This is a genomic window from Streptomyces sp. NBC_01410, assembly GCF_045040195.1.
Taxonomy (GTDB): domain Bacteria; phylum Actinomycetota; class Actinomycetes; order Streptomycetales; family Streptomycetaceae; genus Streptomyces.
Genome location: NZ_CP109530.1, coordinates 1,756,716 through 1,773,381, shown reverse-complemented (window position 1 = coordinate 1,773,381; position 16,666 = coordinate 1,756,716). Strand labels below are relative to the sequence as shown.

Below are 16,666 nucleotides of genomic sequence, written 5' to 3'. Positions count from 1 at the left end.
TGCCTGCGCGCCGGAGGGCCTACGAGGGGACCATCCGCATGATCCGTTTCAGGTCTGGGGGTCCCTTGGGGACCCCGCGGCGGGCGAGGGCAGCGCACGCCGGCGGCTCACGGATCAGACGACTGCTGCCGCTGCTGCTTCCCGCCGCATGGGGCGCGGCCGCCCTGATCTGGAGGGTCGCCTGGCCACCGGACCAGCCGGAGAGTCTTGCCCGGCGGATCGTCACGGCCGTCGTCTTCTTCGCCGTGGGCACCGGTTTTGTGCTGGGCATCCGTCGGGAGCTGAGCCGCGAGCTCAGACGGATGCGCGAAGTCGCCCATGCCGCACAGCGGGTGCTGCTGCGGCCGCTGCCACCGCGCCTGGACGGTCTGGCGCTCGCCGCCAGGCAGCTTTCGGTGAGCCGCGGCGCCGCGGTCGGCGGTGATCTGTACGAGGCGGTGGCCACGGAGTACGGCGTACGGATCGTCATCGGCGATGTCCGCGGGCATGGCCTGGCCGCGATAGGAGCGGTCGCCGCGGTGCTCGGCAGCTTTCGGGAGGCCGCCCACGACGAGCCCGAACTGGGCGGTGTGCTCCGTCGGTTGGACCGGGCGGTCCAGCGGCATCTGCGGGAGCGTGGCAGGGACGAGCATCCGGCGGCCGGCGGAGGTGAGCCCGACTGCCCGTCCGCGGAGGAGTTCGTCACCGTACTGCTGCTGGAGATCGGTCCCGACGGCAGCCTGGTGGCTCTCAACTGCGGTCACCCCTGGCCCTATCGGCTCGGTTGCCACGGGGTGTCGCCACTCGCCTGTGTGGATCCGCTGCCACCCGTCGGCCTGTTTCCGCTCCCCGCCGAGCTGCCCGTGCACCGGTGTGCGCGGCTGCTTCCCGGTGAGGCGCTGTTCCTGCACACGGACGGGGCGGCGGACGCCCGTGACGCGTCGGGGAAGTTCTTCGCTCTGGAAGCCGTGCTCGCCGAGGCGGCGCTCGGCTCGCCGGTCTCGCCCGCCGCCGTGATCACCACCGTTCACTCGCAGTTGCTGCGGCACACGCGTGGGCGGCTCGCCGACGATGTGGCGCTGCTGGTGCTGCGCAATGACCGCTCCCGGGTGCCGGCGCAGTGCGGGGACGCCACACTGCGCCGTACCCGGCCGGAACCCTCCAATCGCTAGCCGTCACCTGCAGCCATGTGCAGCTTCGGCAACCAAGGGATTGCCGTGCGGCCGGCGCCGCCCGCCCTGCCGCGGAGTGTCGGGCAGATCAGCAGGGCAGACGACGCGATCGAGGGCCGCCGCACTGTACGAGGGGGAGCCGGCGGCCCGGCCGCCTCTGTGAGAGGCATTTCAGTCAACCGGGGTGTGCGGTACGGCGGCAGAGCGCGCGAGGCACAGATCGGGGCACTTGGTTCACACCCCGTGCGAATCCTCCTCCACTACGCTGAGGCCACCGAGCCACCGGAGTTGCCCCATGCAGCCCAACACACTGCTCGACGCCCTGCTCGACGAGGCGGGTATCTCCAACGCGGGCTTCGCCGCCCGCGTCAATCAGGCGGGCCGGGCACGGGGCCTGTCGCTGCGCTACGAACACACGGCCGTGGCACGCTGGTTGAAGGGCCAGCGTCCGCGCGGCCAGGTGCCCGACCTGATCTGTGAGGTCCTCGCGGGCCGGCTGCACCGGGCCATAACCCTCGGCGACATCGGTCTCGGCGGGCCCGGCGAGCTCGACACACCGCCCGGCTCGCCGCTGTGCGGCTTCGTGGAGCGCGCCACCGCACTGTGGCGCTGCGACGAACAGCAGCGGCCGCACATCATCGAGGCGCCCGCCGTCACCGGCACCCCCGCCGTGATGCCCGTATGGGAGTGGGAGAACCCGCCGGAGGACTCCGACGTCTCGCGCTCCGGGCAGACCCGCGTCAGCATGGCCGACATCAAGATGCTGCGGGCCGCACGGGCACACTACGAGCTGATGTACCGCAAGGCGGGCGGCATAGCGACCCGCGCCCGCATAGTCGGTTTTCTCAACGCCGAGACCGCGCCGCTGCTGCGCGGCGGCTACAGCGACGCGCTGGGCCGCCAACTGCACCGGGCGACGGGCGGTCTGGTGGCGGTGGCGGGTATCTGCGCGTACGACTCCGACGCGCACGGTCTCGCCCAGCGCTACTTCCATCAGGCGCTGCGGCTGGCAAAGGCCAGCGGGGACAGGGGACTTGACGCGTATGTCATCGCGCTGCTCGTCAACCAGTCGCTGTTCATGGCCGAGCACCGGCAGGCGGTGGCCTTCGCGGAGGCGGCCCTGCGGGCGGCCGGGCAGCAGATCACCCCGGCGCTGGCCGCCGATCTGTACGCGATGCAGGCCAAGGCGTACGCGCATCTCGGTGACGGCAGCAGTGCGCTGCGGTGCATCCGGCGGGCCGAACTGGAGGCGGAACGGATCCGTCCGGGGTATGAGCCGGACGAGACGGGCTATGTCCAGCCGGGCCTGGTGAACGTCCAGGTCGCGGAGGCTCTGCTGAGTCTCGGTGATCTCCCGGCCGCGCGCGAGCACGCCACGGCCGCCGTCGACACCCCCGCGCACGACCGCGGCCGGGTCCACCGGCTCGCCATGCTCAGCCAGATCGAGCTGCGCCAGGGCGAGGTGGACCGGGCGGCGAACACGGCCGCGGAGATGGTGGAGCGGGCGAGGGGGATGGAGTCGCAGCGTCTGAGGGACCGGCTGCGCGCGGTGCGGGAGCATCTCGTGGCGAGCGGTTGCACCAACGCGGACGAGGCGGCCGAACTCATCGACGGGGCGCTGCGAGTTCCCCTCTGACCGAGCTCCTGCTGCGATATTGCCATCTACTTGTCGGAAGGTGGCAGAAAAGTGCAGTGGACGAACTTAAGCGAACAAACTGTGTATGAAAACCGCTGGTTCAGGGTCAACCTGGCGGACGTAGTACTCCCCGACGGCCGGCACCTGGACCACTTCCTCATACGGCTCCGCCCGGTCGCCGTCGCGACCGCGGTCAACCGGGCCAACGAGGTGCTGATGCTCTGGCGGCACCGCTTCATCACCAACAGCTGGGGCTGGGAGCTCGCCGCGGGGGTCGTCGAGGACGGCGAGGACATCGAGGCCGCGGCCGCCCGGGAGATGGAGGAGGAGACGGGCTGGCGCCCGGGCCCCCTCCAGCACCTGATGACCGTCGAGCCGTCCAACGGCCTCACCGACGCCCGGCACCATCTCTACTGGTCCGAGGACGCGACGTACATCGGGCACCCCGAGGACGACTTCGAGTCCTCGCGCCGCGAGTGGATACCGCTCAAGCTGGTCCCGGACATGATCGCCCGGGGTGAGGTCCCGGCCGCCAACATGGCGGCCGGGCTGCTGATGCTCCACCATCTGCGGCTCGGCTGACGGTCTCGGACGGCCGGCCCCGGCGGATCGCCCCGGACGGCCTCCCCCGGCTGCCAGCTACTGGCCGAGCGCCTGCCAGACCGCCACCGCCAGCGCTCCGAGCGCGGTCAGCGCGGCCACGGCGGGCAGCGGCCACCTGGCGTGCTCGAGTGCCCCGACGCGCGCGGCCAGATCGGTGAGATCGCGGTCGATCTGGTCGTTGCGCTGTGCGAGCAGTGCCAGATGCCCGTCGATACGGGCGAGGCCGACGTCGAGGCAGCGGCGTAACTCGGCGAACTCCTCGACGACCACTAAATGATCAGGGTCGGTGGTCACGGATTCAACTCCTCTTCGGAAGGTTGTACAGCGGACCCTTGGCTGAGCGGGACCGAGTCAACTCTCCCTGGCAGGAGGGCGGGAGCGTGTGCGCACGGCATATGCGGGCACGCCCCGCACACTCCGTGTGAATCAGGAGTACGGATAGAACCCGGAGCCCGTCTTGCGGCCGAGGCGTCCCGCGTCCACCATCCGCTGCAGCAGCGGGGGAGCGGCGTACAGCGGCTCCTTGAACTCCGCGTACATCGAGTCGGCGACCGAGGCCACGGTGTCCAGACCGATCAGGTCGGAGAGCTTGAGCGGCCCCATCGGGTGGGCGCAGCCCAGCTCCATGCCGTTGTCGATGTCCTCGCGGCTGGCGATGCCCGACTCGAACATCCGGATCGCGGACAGCAGATACGGGATGAGCAGGGCGTTCACCACGAAGCCCGAGCGGTCCTGGGCACGGATCGGGTGCTTGTCGAGCACCTGCTGCACCACGGCCTCGGAGCGCTTGATCGTCTCTTCGGAGGTGGTGAGCGCCGGGATCAGCTCGACGAGCTTCTGGACCGGGGCCGGGTTGAAGAAGTGGATGCCGATGACCTGGTCCGGGCGGGAGGTCGCGACGGCCAGCTTCACCAGCGGGATGGAGGAGGTGTTGGAGGCGAGGATCGCGTCCTGCCGGGTCACCACCTGGTCGAGCACCTGGAAGATCTCGGTCTTGACCTGCTCGTTCTCCACGACGGCCTCGATGACGAGATCGCGGTCGGCGAACTCCCCGAGGTCGGTGGTGAAGCTGAGGCGCTCCAGGGTCGCGTCGCGCTCCTCCTCAGTGATCTTGCCGCGTTCGGCGGCCTTCGAGAGGGAGTTGTAGAGGCGGGTGCGACCGATCTCCAGGGCCTCGCCGGTGGTCTCGGCGACCTTCACCTCGAGGCCGCTGCGGGCGCACACCTCCGCGATGCCTGCGCCCATCTGGCCGCAGCCGACCACTCCGACGCGTGCAATGTCGGCCATTGAGTCCGTCACCTCGTGCCTTTCGCTGATTCGTGCGGCGAGTCCCCCGTGTGATTCCGGTGCCCGCCTCGACCCCCCGACGTTACTCCGGACGTACGGGTGGACACCCCCTGGGGGCGGGCATGCTGTGCGGATACGAACGTCGGCAGCGAGGGAGCTGAGGGCGCCATATGGGGCGGATCGGGAGAAGAGGGTTCGTGATGACGGCGGCCGGAGCCGTGGCCGCACTGGCGACGGCGGGGGACGCGACGCCTGGGGACGCGGCAGCGCAGTCCGCTGCTCAAGCGTCGAGGCGGGATGCGACGGCCCGGGAGTTCCGCGGCATGTGGATCGCGACAGTCGCCAACCGTGACTGGCCCTCCGCGCCCGGCCTCACCCCGGACCGGCAGCGCGCCGAACTCTGCGCCCATCTCGACACCGCGGTCGCCCGGAAGCTGAACGTCGTCGTCCTCCAGGTCAGGCCGACGGCGGACGCCCTGTGGCCGTCACCGTACGAGCCCTGGACGCAGTACCTCACCGGATCACAGGGGCGAGACCCCGGCTGGGACCCGCTCGGCACAGCCGTGGCCGAGGCCCACCGGCGCGATCTTCGGCTGCACGCCTGGTTCAATCCCTACCGCGCCGCCGTGCACACCGATCTGTCCCGGCTGGTCGAGAGCCACCCGGCCCGGGTGCACCCGGAGTGGGTCCTTCCGTACGGCGGGAAGCTGTACTACAACCCCGGCATTCCCGAGGTCCGCAGCTTCGTCCAGGACGCGATGATGGACGCCGTCCGCCGCTACGACATCGACGGCGTGCACTTCGACGACTACTTCTACCCCTACCCGGTCGCCGGCCAGGTCTTCGACGACGACGCGACCTACGCGCGCTACGGCGCCGGTTTCCCCGACAAGGCCGCCTGGCGGCGCGACAACACCGACCGGCTGGTGCGCGAGATGGCCGACCGGATCAAGAAGTCCAGGAAGCGCATCCCCTTCGGGATCAGTCCCTTCGGGGTGTGGCGCAATGCCGCCACCGATCCGCTCGGCTCGGACACCGCGGCGGGCGTGCAGACCTACGACGATCTGCACGCCGACACCCGCAAGTGGGTCAAGAAGGGCTGGATCGACTACGTCGTCCCGCAGATCTACTGGAACATCGGGTTCCCGGTGGCCGATTACGCCCGGCTGCTCCCCTGGTGGAACGACGTCGTACGGGACACGGACGTCGATCTCTACGCCGGTGAGGCCCTCTACAAGGCGGGTGACCCCGCCCAGCCCGCGCCCTGGCAGGACCCCGCCGAGCTCTCACGCCATCTCACGCTGGCGCGCGGGTACGAAGGAGTGCGGGGGCACTGCTTCTTCTCGGCGAAGGAGGTCAGGACGGACCGGATCGGGGCGATGGCCAGGGTGGTGGCCGATCACTATCCGACCAGAGTGCGTCCGCCGGACTGAGTCACTTCTGCTCGTGGTGGCGTACTTCGGTGTCGGGGCCCGGAGACAGCAGAGCCTCGTGGCCGTCGTCGAAGCGCACCCGGTACGGGGGGCTGCCTTTCTGCCCCAGTACCTCGACGACTTCGGCGGTCTTGTCGTGCTGTCCCACGATCCTGCCGTGGACCAGCAGTGTGTCGCCCACGTTCGCTTGCATCGGGAGTGACCTCCTCGAAGGCGGTGGTCCGTGTTTCGAGTCTAAGGCCGGGGCCGGGAGTTGCACCCCCGAGGCTCTCGGTCGATCCCGGCGCCCGGTCGTCAGCTGCGGGCCCGCTGGGTGACCGCGATGCAGACCAGGACCGCGACGGCCGCGACAGGTGCGGCGGGGGAGAGCCGCTCGCCCAGCAGGGACATCGACCAGACCAGGGTGAGCAGCGGCTGCGCGAGCTGGAGCTGGCTGGCCTTGGCGATTCCGATCGAGGCCATGCCCCGGTACCAGACGTACAGGCCGAAGAAGGTTGAACCTGCCGCGACCCAGGCGAGACCGATCATCCCGTGCGCGGTGAGCCTGACAGGCTCGACGGACAGGGCGACGGCCGAGCCCGCCAGGCTCAGCGGGAGGCAGAGGATGAGCGCCCAGCCGACCACGTGCCAGCCCGGCATCCGGCCCGCCAGCCTGCCGCCCTCGGTGTAGCCGGCCGCGCAGACCAGCAGCGCGCCGAAGAGATACAGATCGCCCCTCTGCAGCACGCCGCCGCTCTGCTGCACGGTGAAGGCGATCACCACGGCCGCGCCGGCCAGCGCCGCCAGCCAGAAGGTGCGCGAGGGGCGGCGGCCGGTACGCAGCGCGGCGAAGGCGGCGGTCGTCAGCGGCAGCAGGCCGACGACCACGGCGGCATGCGAGGTGGTGGAGGTCTGCAGGGCGAGCGTGGTCAGCAGCGGAAAGCCGACGACCACACCGCCCGCCACCACGGCGAGGCCCGCCCAGTGGCGCGACTGGGGTAGGGGGACGCGCAGCGCCAGCAGAAAGCCGCCCGCGACGACGGCCGCAAGGACGCAGCGTACGGCGACGAGCGACCAGGGGCCGAAGCTCTCCAAGCCCCAGACGGTGGACGGGAAGGTGAGCGAGAACGCGACGACGCCCAGTGCGGCGAGGGCTGTGCCGCTGCGTCCTGCGGCGGGGCTTCGGTGCTGAGATGCGAGGGCGTCGGCGTCGGCGCGGTCGGCCGTGGTGCCTTGCGCCGGTCCGGCGACCGCTATCGAGATGCGTGCAGTAGCGCTATCCTGTGCCTTCATGCAAGAGCGTAGCAGTGTCACGGAACTGGCAAACTCCCTGAAGCGTGAGCTCGACCGCTACTCATCAGGAGAGAAGCTGCCGTCGAGCCGGGCGCTGGTCGAGCGATTCCGTGTCTCCCCGGTGACCGTCTCGCGCGCGATCGCCCAGCTCGCCGCCGAGGGTCTGGTCGTCACCCGCCCCGGCGCGGGAGCCTTCCGGGCGCAGCCCCGCACCGGCACCGCTCCCGCGCCCGGGGACACCTCCTGGCAGGAGGTCACCCTCAGCGCGGACGCGGCGACCGAACTGGTGCCGCGTGCCGTGGACGCCTCCGGAGTCCTCGCGACGCTCGCCGCTCCGGCGCCTGGCGTCGTGGAGTTCAACGGCGGCTATCTGCACCACACCCTCCAGCCGGAACGGGCCATGGCCGCCGCACTGGCCCGGGCCGGACGGCGGCCCGGCGCCTGGGGTCGGCCGCCCACCGACGGGCTGCCCGAGCTGCGCGACTGGTTCGCCCGCGGCCTCGGCGAAAACAGCGGCGCGGCCGATGTGCTGATCACGGCCGGCGGCCAGTCGGCGCTGACCACCGCCCTGCGCGCGCTCGCCCCGCCCGGTGCCCCCGTCCTGGTCGAGTCACCCACCTACCCGGGCATGCTGGCGATCGCCCGCGCCGCCGGGCTGCGGCCGGTGCCCGTCCCGGTGGACGCCCAGGGGGTGCGTACGGACCTGCTCGCCGCCGCCTTCAAGGCCACCGGCGCCCGCGTCTTCGTCTGCCAGCCGCTCTTCCAGAACCCGACCGGCGCGGTGCTCGCGCCCGAGCGCCGCGGCGAGGTGCTGCGCATCGCCCGCGAGTCCGGGGCCTTTGTCGTCGAGGACGACTTCGCCCGCCGACTGGTCCACGAGGACGCGGGCCCGCTGCCCGGTCCGCTCGCCGCGGACGATCACGACGGAGTCGTCGTCCATGTCAGCTCCCTCACCAAGGCGACCTCGCCCAGCCTGCGGGTGGGCATGCTTGCGGCCCGCGGTCCGGTCCTGGAGCGGCTGCGCGCCATCCATGTCGTCGACACCTTCTTCGTGCCGCGCCCGCTCCAGGAAGCAGCTCTGGAGCTGGTCGGCTCACCGGCGTGGAATCGCCATCTGCGCGCCGTGGCAGCCGAGTTGAAGGCACGGCGTGAAACCATGTCAGCCGCCCTGCGCCTCGGCCTGCCCGAACTCGCCCTCCCGCACATCCCGTCCGGCGGCTACCACCTCTGGCTGCGCCTCCCCGACGGCACGGACGAGGCGGCCCTGCTCTCCGCCGCCCTGCGCGCGGGCGTCGCCATCGCCACCGGCCGTCCCTACTTCTGCGCCGAACCCCCGGCCGGTCATGTGCGGTTGAGCTTCGCGGGTGTGGCGGGCCCGGCCGAGATCGCCGAGGGCGTCCGAAGACTGCGCGCCGCCTGCGACGAGGTGCTCGGCCGACGGGCCGTCAGCGGCGACCCGGCAGAGCAGCCGCACCCCCCGGAAAACCGGCGGTCCTGAACCGGCGAGGCGCCCGCCAGGGCCGCGGGCCGCCCGGAGCGCGACCCTCCGGTCGCCTCTTGACCTGCGGGGCATTGGGAACCACGATCACGCCATGACTGTCCGGATCACGTTGGTCGCCGCGGCCCGCAGCTCCGCCGTGCTCGCGGAGCGCTTCGACGACGACCGGCCACTCGACTACGCGGGCTGGCACGAGGTGCAGCTCGCCGCGTACGCCTTGGTGCCGCTCAACACCGCCGAGCTGCGGTACTGCTCGCCGACCGCCCGCAGCCGGGCGACCGGCGAGGCCCTCGGCTTCGCGCCGATCGCGCAGCCCGCCCTGCGCGACTGCGACATGGGGCGCTGGCGCGGCTACACGCTGGCCGAGGTCGCGGCCCGCGAGCCCGCCGCCGTCGACGCCTGGCTCGCCGACCCGCGCTCGGCGCCGCACGGCGGTGAGCCGCTGCTCTCGTTCATATCGCGCATAGGGGGCTGGCTGGACACCAGGCCCGCCGAGGACGGCGGCTCCATGGTCGCCGTCGCCGAACCGGCGGTCGTCAGGGCAGCCCTCGTCTACGCGCTGAAGGCACCGCCCTCGTCGTACTGGAACGTGGACGTCCGTCCCCTGTCGACCGTGACGCTGGCGGGCCGGGCGGGCCGCTGGAGCCTGCGCCTGGGGACGACCGTCTGACGCGACCTCGCCGCGCCGGCGGGCATCAGAGGGCGGCGCTGCCCACCACCCGCTCCGGCGTGATCCGGATGACGATGCGTACGACCTCCGGCGGCAGCTCCAGATACTCCTCGCCAGCGCCCGCCCCCTCGTACTCCTCGGCCAGCGACACGGCGAGCTTCCTCCCGGCGTCCTCGCTCACGGTGGCCGTGCCGCGCACCTCGATGTACTGGAGCGGATCGTTCCGGTCGTACACCGTGAGGCTGACCCGCGGCTCGCGCCGTACGTTCTTGTCCTTGCGGCGTCCGGCTTCGGTGGAGATGAGTAGTTCGTCCCCGTCCCTGGCCACCCAGACGACCGATGTCTGCGGGCTTCCGTCCGGACTGACGGTCGCCAGGACCGCGGGGTTCGGCTCGTCGAGGAGTCTGAGTGCGTCTTCGCCGAATGTGATGGACATGCCCAGGAGGCTACGCCGCAGGCGCGAGGCCGAGCACAAGGCCGCGCGCAACGGGCTCGATGCCAACGAGTAGGGTCCGGCGCGTACGTACGGCCATGGGGCGCCCGGCCGAGGGAACGGGCATGGCACCGCGTCAGGTCATTCAGCCCGTCCGGAACACGCCCGCGAGGTGGGCGGTCAGCTCCTGGGCGGTCGGCGGGCAGAGCCTGGCGCCCAGGTAGCCGTCCGGGCGCACGACAAATGCCGTCGGCTCCTGCGCCCGGTAGATCCGCCCGAACTCGCCGCGGCTGTCGCGGTACACCGGCAGCCCCGTCCCGTCGGCGGGCCCGCCGTCGGCGAGCACCGCGCATGCCTCCACCCTGCCCTGTGACACCTCACGTGCGGCGGCGGCGAGTTCGTCGAACAGGTTGCCCGCCGGGTCGTGCCCGTACAGCAGCAGCACGTGCCCGCGGTCCCGCAGTACGTCGTACAGCCGCGACGGGTACGCGGCGATCTCCCCGGCGAGGCCGCCGCAGTCCGGGGCCCGGTCGCCGGGCTGGGGGCCGTCCCCGTTGCCGCCCGGGTCGGGCCGCCCCACGATCGGGCTGCCGCGGTAGGCGACGAGCAGTTGCGCTTCGCGCAGCATCAGGGTCGCCGGGTCCGTCGGGTCGGCCTGGACGCCCTCGGCGGCGTGCCGCACGGTGCGGCCGACGACCTCCTCGCCGACCGGCCGGCGCTCGGCGTCGTAACTCGTGAGCAGCCCGGGATCTGCGGCACCCTCGGCCGTGAGGGCGAGCTTCCAGGCCAGGTTGTACGCGTCCTGGATGCCGGTGTTCATCCCCTGAGCGCCCGTCGGCGGATGGATGTGCGCCGCGTCCCCCGCGACGAAGACCCGGCCCTCGGCGTACCGGTCGACCATCCGGTGGCTGATCCGGAACACCGAGGACCAGCGCATGTTGGACGCGGTGGTCGGCTGCGGCGCCAGCCGGTCCAGGACCTCCTGGATGTGGGGGAGCGAGGGGGCCCGGCCGCCCTCCAGGCCGTGCTCCACCCGGCTCCGGTCGGCTCCCTCGGTCTGCCGGGCGGTCGAGAGCTCGGGCGGCACCAGCATCGACATCCGGTACCGGCTCCGGCCGGGCAGCGGAATGCACACCAGCAGGTCGTCGACGACGCCGTCGGCACCGCGATGCATGGCGCGTACGCCGTATCCGTGCGGCAGGTCCCAGTCGGCTTCCACGTCCGCGAGCATGTACTCCTGCGGGAAGGCGCCCCCTTCGAAGGTGAGCCCGAGTGCCTTTCGGACAACGCTGTGCGCGCCGTCGCAGCCCACCAGGAACCGGGAGCGGACCTCCTCCTCCGCCCCGGAGGAGCTGACCAGCCGGCTGGTCACCCCGTCGGCGTCCTGGGTGAACGACACCAGTTCGGTGCCGCGCTCGATCCGGGCCCCGAAGCGGGCCAGGAACTCCTCGAGGATGCGCTCGGTCTCGTACTGCGGCAGCGCGGCGAATCCGTACGGCACCTCGGCCGGCAGGGCGAGGTCGATCCGGGCCTGCTCCGTGCCGTTGACGTAGGTCAGCTGCCCGCGCATCGGGACGGCCGCGTCCAGCGCGGCCCGTACCAGGCCCATCCGGTCCCAGATCTCCAGGGTGCGCGGCTGGATGCCCACGGCCTTCGCGAACGGCAGCCTGGCCGGCAGCCGGTCGACGATGCGGCAGGCGACTGACCGCCGCCGAAGCTCGGCGGCCGCGGTCAGCCCGACAGGGCCGGCTCCCGCGACCAGTACGTCCGTTACGTCGGTGTGCACCACTGGCGTCTCCCGGCGAGAGGCCCCCTTGTGAGCGGATCCACGTCAATGGTCGCCCGCAGGGTGGTGCCCAGCCACCGCTGGCCGCGGGGCGGAAGACGTGACGGAGCGTGCTCAGGAGTCCGTCGGGGGGAGGAGGTGGCCGAGTCCCTCCGCGCAGCCCTTCGCGGCCTCGGCCGAGCGCGGCAGCATGATGCTTTCGTAGGCACGGACGCCGTCGTCGAGGCTTGATTCGGTGACGAGGGCGTGGGCCAGGTCGGTGCCATCGAGCATGGCGAGGTTGGCGCCCAGCCCCAGAGGGGGCATCAAGTGCGCGGCGTCGCCCAGCAGGGTGACGCCGGGGGTGTGCTCCCAGGTGTGCGGGACGGGCAGCGCGAACAGCGGGCGATTGACGAAGCCGCTGTCGCTGTACCGCAGGAGATGGAGCAGGCTCTCGTGCCAGCCGTCGAAGATCTTCAGCAGGTGCGTCCGCACGGCCGTCGCGTCATCGAGGTCCAGATCGGCGGCCACGTGCCAGTCCTCGGGGGCGCGGAACGCGATGTAGGCGCGGATGTGGCCGTTGCTGTTGCGCTGGGCGAACAGGGCTTTGCCGTCGGCCTTCGCGAGCATGGTGCCGTCGCCGACCATCCGTGCGAGCTCTGCATGGCGGGTGTCGCAGTCGTCGAAGCCGGCCTCCACGAAGGTGACACCGGTGTAGCCGGGCGTGGCGTCCGACAGGGCCGGGCGGACCCGGGACCAGGCGCCGTCGGCGCCGACGACCAGGTCGAAGTCCTCGGTGGTGCCGTCACTGAAGAGCAGGCGGCAGGTGCCGTCCCGGAGCGGGGTGACCCCGCCGACGGCGCGGTCCCACCGCACGGTGCCCGCGGTGAGGGACTCCAGGAGCAGGCCGCGCAATTGGCCTCGGTCGATTTCCGGCCTGTCGCCGTCGCCCTCGTCGTCGGCAGGCCCCCCATCAGGCAGGAGGGCGGCGTTGGCGGTGTCGAGCAGGCGCCACTCCTGGCCTTCGGGACGGGAGAGGGTGCGGAACCGGTCGAGCAGGCCCGCCGCGCGCAGGGCGATCTGCCCGGTGTCGGCGTGCATGTCGAGAGTGCCGCCCTGAGAGCGGGCGTCGACGGACGCCTCGCCTTCGAAGACGGTTACGGAGCGACCGTGGAGTTGCAGGACGCGGGCGCAGGCAAGGCCGCCGAGGCCGGCGCCGACGACCGCGATGCGGGGGTCATGGGCGGAGTGCATGGAGCTGTCCCCTCGGAAGGTGGGTGTCGCCGGGAGGTCCCCGGCGACATCACCAAGAAAGCACACTCGCTAAATAAGTGCAATGACTCAACTTTTGTAGTGAGTGTGCTCCGGGGTACGGTGTGCAAGTGACCGAACCGACCGGGCGCCGCGAGCGCAAGAAGGCCCAAACCCGCAGGTCCCTGGCCGACGCCGCACTCGAGCTCTTCCTCGACCGCGGATACGACCAGGTCGGCGTCAAGGACGTCGCCGAGGCCGCCGACGTGTCGGTGACCACCCTGTTCAAGCACTTCCCCAGCAAGGAGGCGCTGGTCTTCGACCAGGACGACGACATCGAGGCGGCGCTCGTCGCCGCGGTGCGTGAACGCGCCCCCGGGCAGTCGATCCCGCGTGCCCTGTGCGAGCACGTCCTGCAGGCGCAGGCTCCCGCCGCGGACCCGCGGTTCGGCGAGTTCAGGCGCATGGTGGAGGACACTCCGGCGCTGCGTGACCACGCCCACCGCATGTGGATGCGCCACGAAGCGGCGGTGGCCCGGGCCATCGCCGAGGAGGTTGGCGCCCCCGAAGGCGATGTCACCTGCGCCGCCCTGGCCCGTTTCGCATTGGAGGCCCGGGACCTCGTGGGGCGACATGCCGACCCGAGGCGGGCCGCCGGAGAGGTCTTCGCCCTGCTCGAACACGGCTGGGCGGGCGCGCACCCCGACGGCTGATCGCCGAACAGACTGAGCGGTAGGTGGCCAGGGGCGCTCGTTGGCCACTGTGGCGACTGACAGTTGGCAATCGGGCTGCTTCCGCCCCCGTGCTGCTGTGCAGCGCGGGGGCGGGTGCCGTCCTCGCCCGCCTCAGGTCACTGGATTCCGGTGGCTCCGGTCACCATGCGTTGATGACGGGCGCCTCGGGTTCGTGCTGCCGCCAGGCCTCGTTGAGGCGCGCGAGCCGGTCCGCGGCGGCGATGCCGCGCAGGGACGCGACCTTGCCGTCGCTGACTTCGAACGCCACGGCTCCCACGACCCGGCCGTCGACCACGGCGAGGACGGCCGGGGAGCCGTTGACCAGCGCCATATGGATCGCGGGCGAGCCGCCGGCCAGCCGCCGCTTCGCCGGCGTGGGCTTCCTCCAGGCCGCCGCCGGCCGCGATGGGGTGCACGGCGAACCCGGCCGACCACACGGTCACGTCGGCCGGGATGGCCGTACCGTCGGCGGCGATCGCCCGTGTCGGCTCGACGGCTTCGATGCCGGTGTGCTCGTGGACGGTGATGCCGAGCCGGTCGAAGGCCTGGCGCAGGTGACGGCGGGCCTTCGGTGAGAGCCAGGCGCCCAGCTCGCCGCGGGCGGCGAGCGCGACCGAGAGGTCGGGCCGGGACTCGGCGAACTCGGTGGCGGTCTCGATGCCGGTCAGCCCTTCACCGACGACCAGCACGGTGCCGCCCCCGCCCAGGCCGGCCAGGCGCTCGCGCAGACGCAGCGCCGAGGACCGGCCGGTCACATCGAAGGCGTACTCGGCCACGCCGAGGACGCCATGGTGGGCCACGGAGCTGCCGAGCGCGTAGAGAAGCGTGTCGTACGCGAGCTCGCCGTCGCCGTCCTCGCCGGTCACGGCGACGGTCCTGCGCTCGGGGTCGACGCCGACGACGCGCGCCAGCCGCAGCCGCACCCCGGTGCCCGCGAATACGTCGGCGAGTTTCCGGAACGCGAGGTCCTGGCCGATCGCGAGCTGGTGGAGCCGCATCCGCTCAACGAAGTCGGGCACGGCGTTGACGACGGTGATCTCGGTGTCGGCGGGGGACAGCCGGCGGGCCAGGTTTCCGGCGGCGAAGGCCCCGGCATATCCGGCGCCGAGTACGACGATGCGGTGCTTCATGGCGTTGCTCCTGTCTCGTTCGCGTGCCCTTTGAACGAGACGGCGTCCCGATTGCTGACAGGAGCCGGGTGTGACGCGGGTCACCGAGAAGCCCTCACGCAGACGGGACCGGAGTCTCCGGCGGGGCGGGAAGCGTCCGTCCCAGACGGGCAAGTGGGGAAAAGGACATCAGCGCCGGCGACAGCAGCATGCCTGCGGCTGTTACCAGGAGGCTTGTGCGCGTCCCCCACACTTCCGCGAGAAAGCCGCCGAGCAACGAGCCGAGCGGGGTCAGCCCCATGCCGACAAAGTTGATCGTCGCGGCCGCGCGGCCTTGCATCCCGTCCGGAGTGACGGTCTGCCGGACGGCCATGAGCGTGACATTCACGAGCTGGCTGAAGGTCCCGAAGACGAAGTTGACCGTAAGGAGCGCGGGAACCGTCACCACAGAGGAGCCGTGCAGTGCAGGCACAAACAGGAACACGCAGTCGCCGAGTGCTGCCGCGGACACGAGAACAGCGCCATATCCGAAGCGGCTCGGTAAGCGGGCGGCCAGCAGCGAGCCCAGGAGCGCGCCCGGCCCAGTGGCCGCGAGTGCCAGCCCAACGACGCTGCCCGACAGGTTCAGGTCCCGTGGCAGGAGCAACAGATAGACGGTCATCACGGCCGCGAAGAAGAACTGGAAGGCGGCTGATGCGAGGCACACAGTCCGCAGCGAGGTGTCGCCGGCGACAAAGCGGAGGCCCTCGTGGATCCGCCGCCAGACCCGAGGAGGACGTTCCGAGCGTTCCGGGATGGATTCGCGGCGACCGATCCGTCGGATCGACAGGAACGACAGCGCGAAAAACAGCGCGCTGGAGGCGGCAGCGATCGGCGCCGACAGCACAGACACCAACGCACCGCCGAGGGCGGGACCGCCGATCTGCGCAGCGGACCGACTGCCCTCGAGCGCGCTGTTGCCCCGCACTAACTGATCGCGTTTCACCAGCCGTACCAAAGACGCCTGGTATGCCACGTCGAAGAACACGGACAGAGCCCCGACAGCGAAGGCAACCACAAGCAGCGCCGGCAGGCCTAGCCCACCGAGGAGGCCCGCCACGGTGGCCGCGCCCAGTGCCACGGCCCGACCGGCGTCCGCCAGCACCATCACCGTACGGGTCCGCCACCTGTCCACCCACGCGCCGACGAAGAGCGACAGCAGCAGGATCGGCGCCTGCCCCACCGCGCGCAGGGCGCCCAACTGGCCGGCACCGGCGTTGAGCGTCAGGACAGCGAAGAGCGGCAGAACCACCAGACTTGCATGTTCGCCCAGCTGGGAGGCCGTCTGCCCGACCCAGAGCCTGCGGAAGTCGCCGTCCCGCCACATGCTCGACGGAACAGGTCGACCGGAATCGGGTACAGCGGAGGAAGAGGACGGCACAGGGACCCCTCGGACGACCGAAGGCGAGCCCCGCCTACCGGCGCACGACAGGTGCACCGACCATTTCAGGCAGCGGGAAAGGAAGGCTCGCTGTGCCGCGAATCAACGGCAGCACGCGATGACAGGCCGCTCACGGCCTCAAACGTCAACGCGTGCTCGGACGACCGACCATGTCTTCGCTCCTCGTGAGTCACTCGCTGCGCGAACACTAGGCCTCAGTCGGCAGGGCACGAAAGGCGATTAAGGGGCTGAGCTGGGCCCCTGGTTGAGTCTGCGTGGCGTGCGGACCTCAACTCTTGACGGCCTCTGCGATCTGCCGTGCGGTCTGGTCGGGCGTGAGGTGCGTGGTGTCGACGACCTCGGCCTCGCCGTGCAGCCACGTACGGGCCGCCTCGGCCCAACGC

At 71.5% G+C, this 16,666-nt stretch carries 16 protein-coding genes and 1 pseudogene; 7 read left to right on the top strand and 10 right to left on the bottom strand.

Annotated elements, in window-relative coordinates:
- The first annotated feature begins 38 nt into the window (after positions 1-38).
- The 3 genes from OG741_RS08185 to OG741_RS08175 all read left to right on the top strand — a co-directional run bounded on the left by OG741_RS08185 (position 39) and on the right by OG741_RS08175 (position 3,369).
- Positions 39-1,151: a PP2C family protein-serine/threonine phosphatase gene (locus OG741_RS08185; RefSeq protein WP_405596160.1), complete on the top strand. Its 1,113-nt coding sequence runs from the start codon at positions 39-41 to the stop codon at positions 1,149-1,151.
- Positions 1,152-1,446: 295 nt separating this feature from the next.
- Entirely contained in the window at positions 1,447-2,787 is a 1,341-nt protein-coding gene (locus OG741_RS08180) for a transcriptional regulator (protein ID WP_405596159.1), read from the top strand.
- A 51-nt stretch (positions 2,788-2,838) separates the two neighbouring features.
- Positions 2,839-3,369 carry an NUDIX hydrolase gene (locus tag OG741_RS08175; RefSeq protein WP_266478394.1) on the top strand — a complete coding sequence of 177 codons (531 nt, stop codon included), beginning with the start codon at positions 2,839-2,841 and terminating at the stop codon, positions 3,367-3,369.
- Positions 3,370-3,426: 57 nt separating this feature from the next.
- On the opposite strand, the gene OG741_RS08170 is transcribed toward OG741_RS08175, so the two are convergent.
- Entirely contained in the window at positions 3,427-3,684 is a 258-nt protein-coding gene (locus tag OG741_RS08170) for a hypothetical protein (RefSeq protein ID WP_266478397.1), read from the bottom strand.
- A gap of 132 nt (positions 3,685-3,816) precedes the next feature.
- Complete coding sequence (locus OG741_RS08165; RefSeq protein ID WP_324982595.1) at positions 3,817-4,677, bottom strand: 3-hydroxybutyryl-CoA dehydrogenase; 861 nt, start codon at positions 4,675-4,677, stop codon at positions 3,817-3,819.
- A 170-nt stretch (positions 4,678-4,847) separates the two neighbouring features.
- On the opposite strand from OG741_RS08165, the gene OG741_RS08160 reads away from it, so the two are divergent.
- Positions 4,848-6,110: a glycoside hydrolase family 10 protein gene (locus OG741_RS08160; protein ID WP_405596158.1), complete on the top strand. Its 1,263-nt coding sequence runs from the start codon at positions 4,848-4,850 to the stop codon at positions 6,108-6,110.
- A 1-nt stretch (position 6,111) separates the two neighbouring features.
- Here OG741_RS08160 and OG741_RS08155 read toward each other — a convergent pair whose 3' ends face one another.
- Positions 6,112-6,303, bottom strand: a complete 192-nt coding sequence (locus OG741_RS08155) for a DUF1918 domain-containing protein (RefSeq protein ID WP_405596157.1) — start codon at positions 6,301-6,303, stop codon at positions 6,112-6,114.
- A 101-nt stretch (positions 6,304-6,404) separates the two neighbouring features.
- Positions 6,405-7,382: a DMT family transporter gene (locus OG741_RS08150; RefSeq protein ID WP_405596156.1), complete on the bottom strand. Its 978-nt coding sequence runs from the start codon at positions 7,380-7,382 to the stop codon at positions 6,405-6,407.
- Here OG741_RS08150 and OG741_RS08145 point away from each other — a divergent pair.
- Both OG741_RS08145 and OG741_RS08140 read left to right on the top strand, forming a co-directional pair.
- Positions 7,381-8,880, top strand: coding sequence for a PLP-dependent aminotransferase family protein (locus OG741_RS08145; protein WP_405596155.1), 1,500 nt, complete (start codon positions 7,381-7,383; stop codon positions 8,878-8,880). The two genes, OG741_RS08150 and OG741_RS08145, sit on opposite strands and share 2 nt — an antisense overlap.
- Before the next feature lie 94 nt (positions 8,881-8,974).
- Entirely contained in the window at positions 8,975-9,550 is a 576-nt protein-coding gene (locus OG741_RS08140; protein WP_266478414.1) for a histidine phosphatase family protein, read from the top strand.
- 25 nt (positions 9,551-9,575) lie between these two features.
- Here the strand turns inward: OG741_RS08140 and OG741_RS08135 are convergent, their stop codons facing one another.
- The 3 genes from OG741_RS08135 to OG741_RS08125 all read right to left on the bottom strand — a co-directional run bounded on the left by OG741_RS08135 (position 9,576) and on the right by OG741_RS08125 (position 13,002).
- Positions 9,576-9,986: a PPOX class F420-dependent oxidoreductase gene (locus OG741_RS08135; protein ID WP_405596154.1), complete on the bottom strand. Its 411-nt coding sequence runs from the start codon at positions 9,984-9,986 to the stop codon at positions 9,576-9,578.
- A gap of 142 nt (positions 9,987-10,128) precedes the next feature.
- On the bottom strand, positions 10,129-11,772 hold the full coding sequence (locus OG741_RS08130; protein ID WP_405596153.1) for an FAD-dependent monooxygenase: 1,644 nt from the start codon (positions 11,770-11,772) through the stop codon (positions 10,129-10,131).
- Between the two features lie 111 nt (positions 11,773-11,883).
- Positions 11,884-13,002, bottom strand: a complete 1,119-nt coding sequence (locus OG741_RS08125) for an FAD-dependent oxidoreductase (protein ID WP_405596152.1) — start codon at positions 13,000-13,002, stop codon at positions 11,884-11,886.
- A 128-nt stretch (positions 13,003-13,130) separates the two neighbouring features.
- Between OG741_RS08125 and OG741_RS08120 the strand changes: the two genes are divergently transcribed.
- Positions 13,131-13,712, top strand: coding sequence for a TetR/AcrR family transcriptional regulator (locus OG741_RS08120; protein ID WP_405596151.1), 582 nt, complete (start codon positions 13,131-13,133; stop codon positions 13,710-13,712).
- Positions 13,713-13,849: 137 nt separating this feature from the next.
- Here OG741_RS08120 and OG741_RS08115 read toward each other — a convergent pair whose 3' ends face one another.
- The 3 genes and pseudogenes from OG741_RS08115 to OG741_RS08105 form a co-directional block, all read right to left on the bottom strand.
- Positions 13,850-14,863 carry an FAD-dependent oxidoreductase gene (locus OG741_RS08115; protein WP_405596150.1) on the bottom strand — a complete coding sequence of 338 codons (1,014 nt, stop codon included), beginning with the start codon at positions 14,861-14,863 and terminating at the stop codon, positions 13,850-13,852.
- Positions 14,864-14,957: 94 nt separating this feature from the next.
- Positions 14,958-16,208, bottom strand: coding sequence for an MFS transporter (locus OG741_RS08110; protein ID WP_405605450.1), 1,251 nt, complete (start codon positions 16,206-16,208; stop codon positions 14,958-14,960).
- Between the two features lie 343 nt (positions 16,209-16,551).
- Positions 16,552-16,662, bottom strand: a pseudogene (locus OG741_RS08105) (ATP-binding protein); the annotation flags it as partial.
- Positions 16,663-16,666: the final 4 nt, after the last annotated feature.

Coding starts and splice junctions, on each gene's coding strand:
- OG741_RS08140 (WP_266478414.1), top strand. CDS start 8,975: ATGACTGTCCGGATCACGTTGGTCGCCGCGGCCCGCAGCTCCGCCGTG.
- OG741_RS08135 (WP_405596154.1), bottom strand. CDS start 9,986: ATGTCCATCACATTCGGCGAAGACGCACTCAGACTCCTCGACGAGCCG.
- OG741_RS08160 (WP_405596158.1), top strand. CDS start 4,848: ATGGGGCGGATCGGGAGAAGAGGGTTCGTGATGACGGCGGCCGGAGCC.
- OG741_RS08145 (WP_405596155.1), top strand. CDS start 7,381: ATGCAAGAGCGTAGCAGTGTCACGGAACTGGCAAACTCCCTGAAGCGT.
- OG741_RS08185 (WP_405596160.1), top strand. CDS start 39: ATGATCCGTTTCAGGTCTGGGGGTCCCTTGGGGACCCCGCGGCGGGCG.
- OG741_RS08115 (WP_405596150.1), bottom strand. CDS start 14,863: ATGAAGCACCGCATCGTCGTACTCGGCGCCGGATATGCCGGGGCCTTC.
- OG741_RS08155 (WP_405596157.1), bottom strand. CDS start 6,303: ATGCAAGCGAACGTGGGCGACACACTGCTGGTCCACGGCAGGATCGTG.
- OG741_RS08150 (WP_405596156.1), bottom strand. CDS start 7,382: ATGAAGGCACAGGATAGCGCTACTGCACGCATCTCGATAGCGGTCGCC.
- OG741_RS08110 (WP_405605450.1), bottom strand. CDS start 16,208: ATGTGGCGGGACGGCGACTTCCGCAGGCTCTGGGTCGGGCAGACGGCC.
- OG741_RS08180 (WP_405596159.1), top strand. CDS start 1,447: ATGCAGCCCAACACACTGCTCGACGCCCTGCTCGACGAGGCGGGTATC.
- OG741_RS08125 (WP_405596152.1), bottom strand. CDS start 13,002: ATGCACTCCGCCCATGACCCCCGCATCGCGGTCGTCGGCGCCGGCCTC.
- OG741_RS08165 (WP_324982595.1), bottom strand. CDS start 4,677: ATGGCCGACATTGCACGCGTCGGAGTGGTCGGCTGCGGCCAGATGGGC.